The organism is Symbiobacterium thermophilum IAM 14863 (assembly GCF_000009905.1).
In the GTDB taxonomy this organism is placed as follows: Bacteria; Bacillota; Sulfobacillia; order Symbiobacteriales; family Symbiobacteriaceae; genus Symbiobacterium; species Symbiobacterium thermophilum.
In genome coordinates this window covers 1,261,162-1,273,843 of the sequence record NC_006177.1, presented here as the reverse complement: position 1 = coordinate 1,273,843, position 12,682 = coordinate 1,261,162, and the positions used below count along the sequence as shown (strand labels likewise).

Below are 12,682 nucleotides of genomic sequence, written 5' to 3'. Positions count from 1 at the left end.
CCCCCTCACTGGTGCAGCCCGCACTCGGTCTTGGCGAAGCCGGACCAGCGGCCGGCCCGGGGATCCTCCCCCGGCCTGACCGGACGGGTGCAATGCGTGCAGCCGATGGAGGGGTAGCCCCGGTCGTGCAGCGGGTTGTACGGCACGTTGTGCTCGAGGATGTACTTCCAGACGTCCGCGTCCTTCCAGTCCACCAGGGGGTTGACCTTCACCAGGCCGAACTTCCTGTCCCACTCCACCACCTGCGCCCCGGCCCGGGTGGGCGACTGCGCCCGGCGGATGCCGGTGATCCACGCCTTCAGCCCCCGGAGCACCTCCCGGAGAGGCTCCACCTTCCGCAGGCTGCAGCAGAGATCGGGGTCGCGGCTCCACAGTTCGTCGCCGTACCGCTCCGCCTGCTCCCGGGGCGTGAGCGCGGGGGACACCCGCCGGATCCGCAGGGGATAGGCGGCCCGGACCGCCTCGATGGTCCGGTAGGTCTCGGGGAACAGAAAGTCGGTGTCCAGGTAGAAGACCTGGGCGCCGGGCGCCACCCGGCTGATCATGTGGGCCAGGGCCACGTCCTCGGCCCCGAAGGAGCACGCGAAGGCGATCTCCTCCGGTGCAAACTGTTCGTAGGCCCAGCGGAGCGCCGCGACAGGCCCCTGCCCCTCCAGGGACCGGGCCGCGGCGGCGATCTCCTCCGGGCTCCATCTCTTTTCAGCCATAGGCTCGGTCGGCCTCCTATGGGCGGGGTTCCACCCCCACCCTATGCCGCCCGGGCTGACGGGTGCAGGGCCGCGAAGGAGGGGCCTGGCGGCGGGGCGTCATATCGGGTTAGATATTCGCGCTAAAGGAGGAATTCGGATGCGCAACGGCCCTCTGCCTCGGTCGGGGCGGCGGCCGCGCCGACGACTCCACCCGGGGCTCAGCGGCTTCTTCTCCTTGCCGCTCACACTTGTGCTCACGGCGTCGGGCCTGGCCCTATGGACCGGATGCCTGGTGCTCGCCGGACTCTCCCCCGATGAGGCGCTGGGCCGGCTGAACGTCCTGACCATCTACGTCGCCATGACCCTGGCGGCGCTCGGGTCCACCTGGCTCTGCTCCCGGTTCCTGGACGGCGAGCCCCGCCCGGATTACGGGTTGCCCCTCGCGCCGCTCCCGCTCGCCCACGGCCTGGCGGGCATCGCCGCCGGCGTCGCCGCGCAGGGCGCCCTCTACCCCGCCGGGCTGCTCACCACCGTCTACGCCGCACGGTGGAACGCCGGGCCCGGTCCCGCGTTCTGGCACTACGCCCTCACCCAGTTCTTCGTGGCCGTGGGCGAGGAGCTCTTCCACCGGGGATACCTGCTCCGCCGGTGGACGGCGTGGCTGGGGCGCTGGCCGGCGGCGGCGGCCACCAGTCTGCTGTTCGGCGCGGCTCATCTGCTCAGTCCCGGCGCCGGGATCCTGTCGACGGTCGGGATCGCGGCGCACGGCCTGGTGTACGCCTGGATCGTGCAGGCGACCGGCAGCCTCTGGCCGGCCGTGGGCCTCCACTGGGCCTGGAACGTGATGGAAGCGGGCGTGCTGGGACTGCCCAACTCCGGGACGCCCGCTCCCTTCGCCCTGGTCGCCACCGCGGTGAACGGCCCGGCGTGGTGGACCGGCGGAGACTTCGGCCCCGAGGCCGGCGTGATCAGCCTCGTGGCGATCCCGGTAGCCTGGCTGGTCCTGTGGCCGGCGGCCCGGGGGGCCTACCGGCCCTCCGGCGCCGGGACCGCCGCGCGCTGACGCGGCAGGGCCCATCCCAGGGCCGCGGCCGCCAGAGCACCGCCCACGATGGCGTAGACAGTGAACACGGATGGCAGCGCCGCAGCCGCGGGAAAGGCGAGCGCGATGAGGAGGCTGGAGCCCAGGCTCTGGAAGGACAGGATGGTCGCCCGCTGCGCGGAGGGAACGGCCTGGTTGATCCGGGCGCTGAGCAGCGGGTAGACCAGGCCGTCGACGCCCTCGTTCACCGCCAGGGCGACGCCGCCGCCGGCGGTCCGGGCAAGGCCGGCGAGTAGGATGAGCGCGGCCTGGCCCAGGGGCCCCCACCGCAGCCACCGGTCAGCCCCGCCCCCCTGGAGCCGCGCGGCAACCCATCCGCCGGCCGCGCCGAGCAGCCGGCTCGCGCTGAAGACCACCCCGGCGCCGAGCATGCTCAGCCCCAGCGCCGGCAGGTAGACCTGGCCGAACTGGCTGACCATGGACGCGGCGGCCTCGTACACCCAAGCGAAGGCGATCATCCCCAGGACGCCCGGGTGCCGGCGCAGGAAAGCCAGGGCCGCGAGGGTGTGCGCCCAGGGCCCCTCAGGGCGCCCCGCCGGCGCGGCCGGAGCGGGTGGCTCCTGCATCCGCCAGACCACGACGGCGGCCAGGAGGTTGACGGCGCCGTGGGCGAAGAACGGGGCTGCGGGGTGGCGCTCAGCCAGCCAGCCGGCCACGACCGGCGCCGCGGCGAGGCCATCATCTGCAGGGCCGAGGCCCGGGCCGTCGCCCGGCGGGCGAAGTCCTCGCCGCCCAGTGCGGCCGCCGTCTCGTAGAGCAGCGCCGCGTCGGCACCGGAGATGAACGTCAGGCTGAGGCCCGTGATGCCCAGCATCAGGCACGCCGTGAGCGTATCGCGGATGAGCCCGTAACCGAAGAACGATGCGGCGCCGAGCACGAGCCCGATCAACATCGAGCGCCGCCGGCCCAGCAGATCAGCCACGACGCCGGTTGGCACCTCGCCCAGCAGGATGGCCAGGTGAAATGCGGACTCCGCCCACCCCGCGTTGCCGCCCCGGGAGTCCACGAACACGAACCAGGTGGTCCAGGTGAACGCAAGGCTAGAAAGCACAGTGTATACGTAGTAACGGTGCAGGTTCCTCCGCATGATGCTTCTCCTTCCCTTAGACTGCGCGCGAAAAGAGGCATCACCGGACTCGCCGGTGACGCCTCGCCGCGCACGACGGGAAAGGCGCATCCGGCCGAGCCCGACCCCGAAAAGGGCACAATACCCCCCGGGCCCGGGCTCAGCAGCTTCCCTTGAAGCTCCGGACGAAGGCGCGGGCAAAGCCGCCGGCGTTGCAGATCGTCAGCATCGGCTTCGCCCTCCCTTCCGCCATGGCAAATACTCACAGCCAAGAAAATAACAAGAGCGGGGCTTCCCGTCAACCCCCCCGGTTGAGGGAAGCCCCGTCGGGTCTGGCTGCAGAGCTGCGCCGGTGTCCGGCCAGCGCCCTGCAGCGGTGCGGTCACACCTGGATGTCGGCCCACAGGGCGCTGGAGAGGTAGCGTTCGCCGGTGTCGGGCAGCACCACCACAATGGTCTTGCCGGCATTCTCCGGCCGGCGGGCCACCTGCAGCGCGGCAAAGGCCGCGGCGCCGGAGGAGATGCCGACGAGGAGCCCCTCTTCCCGGGCCATGCGGCGGGCAGTCGCGATGGCGTCCTCGCTGGCCACCGTGATCACCTCGTCCACCACCTCGGTGTTCAGGTTCTTCGGGATGAACCCGGCGCCGATGCCCTGGATCTTGTGCGGGCCGGGCTTGCCGCCCGAGATGACCGGCGACTCGGCCGGCTCGACCGCCACCACCTTGAAGTCGGGCTTGCGGGCCTTGATGACCTCGCCGACGCCCGTGAGGGTGCCGCCGGTGCCCACGCCGCCGACGACGATGTCCACCTGGCCGTCGGTGTCCTGCCAGATCTCCTCGGCCGTGGTCTTCCGGTGGATCTCAGGATTGGCCGGATTCTCGAACTGCTGGGGCATCCAGGCCCCGGGCGTGTTCTCGAGGATCTCCTTGGCCTTGGCGATGGCCCCCTTCATGCCCTCCGCGCCCGGCGTCAGCACCAGCTCCGCGCCGAAGGCCTTGAGCAGCTTCCGCCGCTCCAGCGACATCGTGTCCGGCATCGTGAGGATGCAGCGATACCCCTTCGCCGCCGCCACGAAGGCCAGGGCGATGCCCGTGTTGCCGCTGGTGGGTTCGACGATGGTCATGCCGGGCTTCAGGATGCCCTTCTCCTCCGCGTCCTTGATCATCGCGTAGCCGATGCGGTCCTTCACCGACGACGCCGGGTTGAAGGCCTCCACCTTGGCGAGCACGGTCGCCACCGCCCCCTCGGTCACCCGGTTCAGCCGGACCAGGGGCGTCCGTCCGATCGTGTCGGCGATGCTGTCGTAGATCCGGGCCATCGAGAATCCTCCCCATTTCCTTGTTATCTTATCGGAGATATGTGGATTACGTCCCCATTATAGCACGGCTGGCGCAGGTGTCCAGCACAAAGTCACCCGATCGCACGAAAAATGCAAAACAGGGGACGGCGTAGACCGTCCCCCGCTTCGCCTAAGCCACGCCGCCTAGCTCAAGTTTCACGCGAACAACTCGACATTCGTGGTGTTAAAAGGGCGTATGGGTAGGGAGTGGCCCGGTTCAGGGTAATCTCAGCTCCAGCCAGGGGAGTACCCCGGCTGAACACCAACCGCAGCGTGTCGCCGAGGCACCGAATGGTTGCTCGGCACCGGGCCGCTACTCGTACCAAGAGTCGACTCCCCGCCTCGGCCAGTTTGGGCGAGTTCGTGCTCAGAAACCGCCAAGCCCAGCGCACCAGGTTGAAGGCGAACAAGACCAGCTGCGTGAAGGCGGCGTTGGCCTCATACTTCCGCAGCCGAGGAGTGCCAAAGTGGAACGTTCCCTTCCACTCCTGGAACCCGGCTTCGATGGTCTGCCGTCCATGGTAGAGCTTGACGACCTCTGTCGTTGTGAACTCCTCCGGCTGGAGTGTGGTCAGGATCACGCTGCGGACTTCCCGTCCGTCGGCGTCCCAGCGGCGCATGGCGACCAACCGCACCGGATACGGTGCGAGCAAGGTGGGGCCAGGCACGGTAACGGCTTCGGAGGCAAACCGTTTCTTCTCCACTTCAACCCACTCCTCTGCCGGTACAGCGTCGAAGCGGCGCTTGTAGGCGATGTTGCTCCCAGAGTAGGACTTGATGGTGAACTCATACCCCAGTTCCAGCAGCCGCTGGATCACTTCCGGCGTGCCAAAGGCGCTGTCCGCCCGCAGCAGAATGCGGAGGGGAGCCGGGTTCGTCCGATTCTCCTGCCGGTACTGCCGGAGTCGCTGGTTCACTTCACGCAGGTGCTGGACGGCCTCCTGGAACTCAGACTGCAGCTTCTGCTTCCGCCTGGCGCTGCCCTTGCCCGACACCGTCTGCAGTTGGTGATGCAACTCCCTGACCCGAGCCTTCTGCTGAGCCAGGCATGCTTCGACCCATTCCACACGCCGTAGGGGACGACCAATCCGGGCTTCGATCCTGGGGATCAGTTCAAGCAGGCAGTCGCCGGAACGGCTGTTGGCCTTGCCGGACTTGAGAAGGCCGTCGATGGCAAAGCGTTGCTGCTTTCCGCTGAGGAAGGCGGCTGCAATCTGATAGCCTCGGGCCAACTTCCCCTGGATGTAGCCGAAGTCGGTACCGGTGTACTGCTTGGTCTCTCCCCGAACCTTCTGGCCTGTGAGGTCAATGTCGACGATAACCCTTCCGGTGCGGTCTGGGCCGGCCACGGCAGCCACCTCCTGCTGAAGCAGCGGGGACTGGATCTCAGCGAGTGCGTCGGAAAGCTGCTGAACGTTCTCCTCCGTCAGCTTGCTGAAGGTCGCACAGACGGTGGAAAAGTGAGCAAAGCGTTCCTGCCCCCAGGCTTGAGCTACGGCAGGATCGGCAACCAGCGGCTCAGGGTCGAAGTTGAGATCCTTCATGTAGCGACAGTTGCCGAGAATGGCAACCAACGCCTCGACCACCTTGTCAACCGGCGTGTGGGCGTAGGTCTTCTGCTTGATGCGCAGGTGCCGATTCAGGATCTCAACCAGGTTGAGCCTTTGAGCTACCCAGCCAAGAGCGACGAGAAAACCATGTCGGGTGGTGGACTTGATGGCTTGCGCAGCGATGTTGGGTGTCGTACCATGAGACTGCATCAGTCGAACCTCCACATGGTGGATTGGGAGCGGCCACACTCCCACCATGTATCATTGGTTCTGACTGATGCTTTTTCAATGGGTTTCCATTGCACGAAATCCGGGTTATTCACGCGAAACTTGAGCTAGTGGGGGATTTTACAACCGGCCATAACGTCAGGTCAATTTGCTAAAGGTTCATTCTGGACAAACATTAGCAAAAGCCTCTCCCCTGGTCTGGGTTTTCAGGGAGTGGGGCTTTTGATTAATACCTTTGTGCGTTACTGTTTATCTTCGCCCAGGGTCAGCGCCCCGGTCGCCGGCCAGCAAAAAGCCCGCCCCCCGGAATGCCGGGAGCGGGCGTTTTCTGTGCTTAGACAGGTGGCGGTGACGCCAGCCTGCGTAAAAGGTGGCCCCCCTTCATGATGATCAACGGACTGCTCTAATTATCCAATTCAACGTCCTCATCCAACTGCGATGGCTCTACTGAACAAGGGGCGGAACCATAGAAACCGCATACCAACCCTTTATCAAAGGGATCGACGTAGTTGCCAAGGTTAGTTTCCTCAACCGCCCAATGAAGGTGATAGCCGCACGCATTCCCGGTTTGCCCGACAGCTCCAAGATACTGGTAGATGCCAACGTTTTGACCCACAGTTACGGCAGGGCTCTGATATGTCATATGAGCATAGGTCGTATAGTACACCTTCCCTGAAGAACCATGTGCCGGATGCCGTATCTTAACGTATGTACCAAAAACAGGGCCTGTGTTAACACCGCACTGATTATACTGATAATTAACAACTTCGGTTACTGTCCCTTGCTGTGCCGAACGAATGGGCCTTCCATTCGCCAGCGGATAGTCAGTTCCCATATGTTGATCATACGTGTGTCCCCATACATCGGTGCAGTTTGAGCAGGACCACCCGGTCCAGTCCCGCATATAGTTTACCCTGCGATCGAGATCATAATAGTAATTTGGGCTTGTTTCACTTGTTGGGTGGACAAAGAAGTACCAACTCGCCGCCTCCACGAAGTTGTTTGCATGGAATCCAATCCCCACTATGAGGGCTAGGGCGGCAATTAACTTAACCATGCGGACCACTTGGCAAGACCTCCCTCTATTATGGCTGGCTTGTGATCTTGATGAGAACTCGCCGGCCATCAACCAGCCCTGTCAATCCGTTCTGTGTCCAGGACGGAAATTCCACATTGGGTACGGTGCCAAAAGAACCATCGGCTAGACGGAGAAGAATTGCATCTCCGTGTGTGTCCGCATACACCAGCCACTGATGATCGGGTGAAATCTCAGGATAGCTATTAGCCTGCGGCAAACCCAGTGCGAATTTAGTTAGTTCGCCATCAAGGCTGAGCGCATATAGATCCAAGCTATCCTGCGTTTGCGTTGCGTCCCACTCATGAACTATCAGTTGATCGCCATACCACCCAATCGGTGATGTGAAGAAGTTTTCCTTCGTCCTGGATACAAGAACCTTACCAGTCTCCAGATCCATGATTCCTGCACCGTAGAGACCTACCCAATTGGAGCCGGGCGAAAGGTTAATCGGTATCGCATATCCGAGGTACTTACGGTCAGAGCTGATGCGGAGAAATCCAGCTGCACTCCCGGGAGGAAGCAACTGCTGCTCGTCTCCATTGATTAGTAGTTTCTTTAAAGATAGATCTTCGCTATCAACGAAAATTACCGATCCGTCTGCTGCCAGTACCGGAGACCACCCATACTGGCTTTTGCGGCCCCCATCAGGAAGCTCAATCCAAAACTGTGGGGAGTTAGAATCTAGCTTGGCAAGCAAAGTTACTTTGTCTGTTCTATCCAACACTACAGGTTCAGTTGAGTCAGGTAACCTCTCAAATATCGCAGATAGTTCAAAGCTCGTTGGACCACTGTCAGCTCCTGCTAGACTTGCAAAGTTGACCATGAACACAGCCATGGCCACTCCCAGAGCACTCCAAATCACTCTCCGGGGCATCATATCACCTCCAGTCTTTTAACTATCATAATAGATCCATACGCCGTCATAGTCAATATTATCTCACCAATATTCCTGATAAGTCCCCCCCTAAAATATGTCAACAGCGCTTAAAACCGCGCTGTTGACCGCCCGTCACTCGATGGTAAACCGAATTAGGAACCGTTGGCCATCAACCAATCCCGTTAATCCTTCTGATGTCCACTGCGGTAATACCACGTTAGAGATAATGCCAAACGATACTTGTTCGAGATTCACGAGGATCGTGTTGCCGTCCTGATCCTCATACACCAGCCACTGATGATCGGGTGAAATCTCAGGATAGCTATTAGCCTGCGGCAAACCCAGTGCGAATTTAGTTAGTTCGCCATCAAGGCTGAGCGCATATAGATCCAAGCTATCCTGCGTTTGCGTTGCGTCCCACTCATGAACTATCAGTTGATCGCCATACCACCCAATCGGTGATGTGAAGAAGTTTTCCTTCGTCCTGGATACAAGAACCTTACCAGTCTCCAGATCCATGATTCCTGCACCGTAGAGACCTGCCCAATTGGAGTCGGGCGAAAGGTTAATCGGTATCGCATATCCGAGGTACTTACGGTCAGAGCTGATGCGGAGAAATCCAGCTGCACTCCCGGGAGGAAGCAACTGCTGCTCGTCTCCATTGATTAGTAGTTTCTTTAAAGATAGATCTTCGCTATCAACGAAAATTACCGATCCGTCTGCTGCCAGTACCGGAGACCACCCTCTCCCCTCCACCAGAAGAACAGAGTCTGATTCGGACCAAAATTCCGTATAACTTTGGTGGGACCTAACATGCAGCTTCACATTATCAACCTGATCTATGATGGTTTCTGTGGACTGTGGAAAGGTCTCAAAGGTCACATCAAGGCTGAAGGTATGCGGAACAGAATCACTAGGCACGCTGTTGCAGGCAGTGAGGAGAGCAAGCCCAAGAAGTAAGACAGCCGACATTGTTATCTTGGCAATGCCTTTCATGGGTATAGAACACACCTCCACCGAATTATAACGGCCGAAGCGACATTATAGTTCCTATGCTCTGTAAAAAGGAAACAATCCATTGAGCGCGCTCTCGCTCCACTTGGTTCGGTACCGGGCCAAGTTCTCGCCTGCTCCCTCGGGCCGTGTAATCCATCCGACAAGGCTGGCTCGCCCACCCTATAGCGGCCATCAACCCTCCTCTCTGTCAACGGCGGTCTAAAAATCCCCACCCCGGGACCGTCACTTGGCCGGCGTCACCTCCCGTTTCGGGGGCAGGATGCCGGCTCGGCGTTTTTCACGCAGCCGGTAACTCTCGCCACGGATGTTGACCGTAACGGAGCGGTGGAGCAGGCGATCGAGGATGACGGCGGCGATGATGGGGTCGCCGAAGATACTCCCCCAGTCGCCGTAGCTCTTGTTCGATGTCACGATGATAGGAGAACCGCGGTCGTACCGCTTGGATATCAGCTGAAAGAAGACCTGCGCTTCCATCGGTTCGAAGGGAATGTAGCCCATTTCGTCGATCAGCAGGAGCCGAGGCGAGAGGTACACCCGCAGGCGCCGTTCCAGCCGGTTCTCCGCATGCGCCCGCCGCAGGTCGTTTACTAGGTCGTGTGCGGCGATGAAGTAGGCGCCTGTGAGATGGCCTTCAGGGCCAGCGCCACCGCCAGGTGGGTCTTGCCGACGCCTGGAGGGCCCAAGAAGATCACGTTTTCGCCGTTACTGAGGAACCGGAGCGTAGCGAGATCACGAACTTGTCGCTCGTCGAGACTGGGCTGTGCGGTGAAGTCGAAATCGGCAAGGGTCTTGTGGAAGGGCAGATGGGCCAGTCGCGTTCGGGCCTTCAGATAGCGCTCATGTCGGGCGGCGAGCTCTTCCTCCAAGATGTGGCGGACCACTGTGAGCGCAGGCAGGTTCTCCCGAGTGCCTACTTCCAGGCACCGGTCCAAAACGGTGGCAGCCTGTGAGAGGCCAAGGCTTTCGAGCTGCTGCCGCACTTGTTCAAGCTCCAGCATCTCAGTCCACCCCCGCAAAGGCATCGTAGTAAGCCAGGTCGCGTTGTTCGACCTCATCATGCCCAGGGGGCTTCCGCAGCACCAGCACGGGTCGGGCGGTCTTGGTGCGGTTGAGTCCCTGGAAGTGAGCAGGATCTACGACGAACTTGCCCTTACCCTCGGCCAGCTCATGCTGCGCCACGATCTGGCCCTGCCACAAGACCTGAATCTCTTGACCGCTCGGCAACAGGCGGACCACCACGTCCTTCCCAACCAGCTGCCAGGGTACCGAGTAGCGATTGCCCTTGTAAGAGATCGCCACCTCTCGGGAGACACGCCTGCTGCTGTACTCGCTCGTGTCGAAATCCACACGGTTCGTCAGCGGGATGAGGTCTTCCTCGGCGAGTCGAACCACAGGCTGAACCCGGGTGGTGGCATGAATGCGGACATTCGCCACCGTATCCCGCCAGAGAGCCGCCTGGCGGTTCAGGTCTTCCAGGGAGCAGAACTGGATACCCTGCCAGAAGTTCTGCCGGATGTACCGGACTGGCCTCTCGACCTTTCCCTTGGTCCAGGCATGGTAAGGCAGGCAGAGCCGGGGGCGGAACCCGTAGTAGCTGCTGAAGTCCAGAAAGCGCTCGTTGAAGACCGGCCGGTTGTCGTCGTCACGATCTTTGACCACCGTTTTCACGTTGTCATACAGGATCTCGTGGGGTACACCGCCGAAGAACTTGAAGGCGTTGATGTGGCAGCGCATGAACGTCTTCATGTCAGTCGCAGTGACGAATTCCAGGTACATGGCTCGGGAATAGGCGAGAACCATGATGAAGCAGTAGAGCTTGAGCCGGCGACCGTCTACCTCGATGTACCCAAAGTCGGCCCAGTCCACCTGTGCCTGCTTTCCCGGCGGTGTTTCGAACCGCACGGTAGCCGCAGCCTTGGCCATGGGCCGATAAGGCGCCATGAATGCCCGGACAATTCGAATCTTGCCTTTGAAGCCCCGCTGCTGCAGTAGATAGAGCATCTTTGATGCGCTTGTGACACCCTTCTGCATCTGCTCCAGAGTGAACGCCTCGTGCTGGTCTAACATGCTGGAGCGCTTACGCTTCGCCGGCTTGGGCATGGTGTTTGTGCGCAGCCACTTACGGATGGTCTTGCGGTCCCTTCCGGTGCGGCGGGCGATCTCAGAGATGGACAAACCGCCCGCATACATCTGCCTGATTTCCAAAGTTTCCCCACTCCTTAACATGTACAGGCACCTCCAACTGGCCAGGTTGAGATGCCCTATATGTTCTAGGGGTGGGGAATTTTATCTTGCCGATATTGGGGATCCCCGCTCACACTCTCCATTTTCCTTTGAGGAACTTGAAAGTGGTGTTTGGCAGCAGGTAGTAGAGTGTTTCCGCGAAGTGCTGGTTGAGGCGCTCTCGCGGGTGGACACTTTGCTGTATGACATCGCAAGGGAGGAACCCGCAGGTGACCACCTTTAGGATCGCATTGGAGGAGCTTCTGCGCAAGACCGGTGTGGATGACTTCGACTTCCTTCGGGAAGGGCTGCGAGTCCTCGCCCAGGGCCTCATGGAGCTGGAGGTGTCCCAACGGATCGGCGCGGACCGATACGAGCGATCGGCCGAGCGCAGCACTTACCGTAACGGCTATCGTGAGCGGCAGTGGGATACGCGGGTTGGGACGATTGACTTGCAGATCCCCAAGCTGCGAAAGGGATCTTACATGCCCAGTTTCCTGGAACCTCGCCGGCGGGCCGAAAAGGCTCTCGTGGCGGTGGTTCTGGAGGCCTACGTGAACGGGGTGAGTACGCGCAAGGTAGATGACCTGGTACAAGCCTTGGGCATGACAGGTGTGAGCAAGAGCCAGGTCTCGCGGCTATGCGCTGAGTTGGATGAGGTGGTTCAGGCTTTCCGGAATCGACCGTTGGAGAGCCGTTACCCTTACGTCTGGCTGGATGCGAAGTACGTCAAGGTACGGGAGAACGGCAGGGTCTGCACGATGGCACTGGTCGTGGCTGTGGGGGTACGGGAGGACGGCGACCGGGAGGTCCTGGGACTGGACGTCGGGCCCAGCGAAGACGGGGCCTTCTGGACGGCATTTCTGCGCCAACTGGTTACACGCGGTCTCAAGGGCGTCCTTCTGGCCATCAGTGACAGCCACGTGGGTCTGCAGGAGGCCATCCGGACCGTACTCAGCGGCGCCAGTTGGCAGCGGTCCCGGGTGCACTTCATGCGCAACCTGCTCGGTTACGTGCCCAAGCATTGGCAATCCATGGTCGCAGCCGCAGTCAGGACGATCTTCGCACAGCCTGACCAGCAAGCGGCGCGGCGTCAACTGGCCGTTGTCGCGGACAATCTGCGACCGCAGTTTCCCCGTGCTGCTCAGCTGCTCGAAGAAGCCGAAGACGACATCCTTGCCTACATGGCCTTTCCGACTGAGCACTGGCGACAGCTGCACTCCACCAACCCGCTGGAACGGTTGAACCGGGAGATCGGCCGTCGGACGGATGTGGTCGGCATCTTCCCCAATCGGGAGGCCTTCATCCGCCTGGCCGGCGCCGTCCTGATCGAACAGCAGGATGAGTGGACGGCAGCCCCGCGGCGGTATTTCAGTCAGGCGTCCATGGCCAAGCTGTACACCAGCAACCAAAGTGTTAGCGGTACCGACTTCCTGGCACTGAGTGCTGACTAGTTCAAGTTTCACGCGAATAACTCGACATCGGTGGTGTTGAAAAGGTGCATGGGTAAGAA

12 protein-coding genes and 1 pseudogene are annotated in these 12,682 nt (G+C 61.4%); 3 read left to right on the top strand and 10 right to left on the bottom strand.

Annotated elements, in window-relative coordinates; translation table 11 throughout:
* Positions 1-5: 5 nt before the first annotated feature.
* Complete coding sequence (locus tag STH_RS05830) at positions 6-707, bottom strand: phosphoadenylyl-sulfate reductase (protein ID WP_011195273.1); 702 nt, start codon at positions 705-707, stop codon at positions 6-8.
* Positions 708-846: 139 nt separating this feature from the next.
* Here STH_RS05830 and STH_RS17000 point away from each other — a divergent pair, with 139 nt between their 5' ends.
* Positions 847-1,752, top strand: coding sequence for a CPBP family intramembrane glutamic endopeptidase (locus STH_RS17000; protein WP_011195272.1), 906 nt, complete (start codon positions 847-849; stop codon positions 1,750-1,752).
* On the opposite strand, the gene STH_RS05820 is transcribed toward STH_RS17000, so the two are convergent.
* From STH_RS05820 to istA, 9 genes are all read right to left on the bottom strand, one after another.
* Positions 1,716-2,447 (bottom strand): hypothetical protein, encoded by a 732-nt coding sequence (locus STH_RS05820; protein WP_338054955.1) that lies wholly within the window; start codon positions 2,445-2,447, stop codon positions 1,716-1,718. The genes STH_RS17000 and STH_RS05820 overlap by 37 nt on opposite strands.
* Positions 2,448-3,239: 792 nt before the next feature.
* Complete coding sequence (cysK, locus tag STH_RS05810) at positions 3,240-4,175, bottom strand: cysteine synthase A (protein WP_011195268.1); 936 nt, start codon at positions 4,173-4,175, stop codon at positions 3,240-3,242.
* Positions 4,176-4,345: 170 nt separating this feature from the next.
* Positions 4,346-6,004 carry a transposase gene (locus tag STH_RS05805; RefSeq protein WP_011195267.1) on the bottom strand — a complete coding sequence of 553 codons (1,659 nt, stop codon included), beginning with the start codon at positions 6,002-6,004 and terminating at the stop codon, positions 4,346-4,348.
* A 373-nt stretch (positions 6,005-6,377) separates the two neighbouring features.
* The gene (locus STH_RS17880) at positions 6,378-7,031 is read right to left on the bottom strand and encodes a M23 family metallopeptidase (RefSeq protein WP_242654602.1); all 654 of its coding nucleotides are present in this window, start codon (positions 7,029-7,031) and stop codon (positions 6,378-6,380) included.
* 28 nt (positions 7,032-7,059) lie between these two features.
* A complete protein-coding gene (locus tag STH_RS17875; RefSeq protein WP_011195265.1) occupies positions 7,060-7,875 on the bottom strand; it encodes a hypothetical protein in 816 nt (271 codons plus the stop codon).
* Between the two features lie 186 nt (positions 7,876-8,061).
* Positions 8,062-8,925 (bottom strand): hypothetical protein, encoded by an 864-nt coding sequence (locus STH_RS17870; protein WP_242654581.1) that lies wholly within the window; start codon positions 8,923-8,925, stop codon positions 8,062-8,064.
* Between the two features lie 243 nt (positions 8,926-9,168).
* A complete protein-coding gene (locus STH_RS19650; protein WP_273381402.1) occupies positions 9,169-9,525 on the bottom strand; it encodes an ATP-binding protein in 357 nt (118 codons plus the stop codon).
* Between the two features lie 8 nt (positions 9,526-9,533).
* Positions 9,534-9,944, bottom strand: coding sequence for an ATP-binding protein (locus tag STH_RS19645; protein ID WP_011195262.1), 411 nt, complete (start codon positions 9,942-9,944; stop codon positions 9,534-9,536).
* 1 nt (position 9,945) lies between these two features.
* Entirely contained in the window at positions 9,946-11,151 is a 1,206-nt protein-coding gene (istA, locus tag STH_RS05795; protein WP_158506854.1) for an IS21 family transposase, read from the bottom strand.
* Between the two features lie 106 nt (positions 11,152-11,257).
* Here istA and STH_RS19900 point away from each other — a divergent pair.
* A pseudogene (locus tag STH_RS19900) lies at positions 11,258-11,377 on the top strand (UPF0236 family transposase-like protein); the annotation flags it as partial.
* A gap of 22 nt (positions 11,378-11,399) precedes the next feature.
* Complete coding sequence (locus STH_RS05790; RefSeq protein WP_011195260.1) at positions 11,400-12,623, top strand: IS256 family transposase; 1,224 nt, start codon at positions 11,400-11,402, stop codon at positions 12,621-12,623.
* The last annotated feature ends 59 nt before the right edge of the window (positions 12,624-12,682 follow it).

Excerpts from the sequence above, each read along its gene's own strand:
- STH_RS05830 (WP_011195273.1), bottom strand. The coding sequence starts at position 707 with ATGGCTGAAAAGAGATGGAGCCCGGAGGAGATCGCCGCCGCGGCCCGG.
- STH_RS17000 (WP_011195272.1), top strand. The coding sequence starts at position 847 with ATGCGCAACGGCCCTCTGCCTCGGTCGGGGCGGCGGCCGCGCCGACGA.
- cysK (WP_011195268.1), bottom strand. The coding sequence starts at position 4,175 with ATGGCCCGGATCTACGACAGCATCGCCGACACGATCGGACGGACGCCC.
- STH_RS05805 (WP_011195267.1), bottom strand. The coding sequence starts at position 6,004 with ATGGTGGGAGTGTGGCCGCTCCCAATCCACCATGTGGAGGTTCGACTG.
- STH_RS17880 (WP_242654602.1), bottom strand. The coding sequence starts at position 7,031 with ATGGTTAAGTTAATTGCCGCCCTAGCCCTCATAGTGGGGATTGGATTC.
- STH_RS17875 (WP_011195265.1), bottom strand. The coding sequence starts at position 7,875 with ATGGTCAACTTTGCAAGTCTAGCAGGAGCTGACAGTGGTCCAACGAGC.
- STH_RS17870 (WP_242654581.1), bottom strand. The coding sequence starts at position 8,925 with ATGAAAGGCATTGCCAAGATAACAATGTCGGCTGTCTTACTTCTTGGG.
- STH_RS19645 (WP_011195262.1), bottom strand. The coding sequence starts at position 9,944 with ATGCTGGAGCTTGAACAAGTGCGGCAGCAGCTCGAAAGCCTTGGCCTC.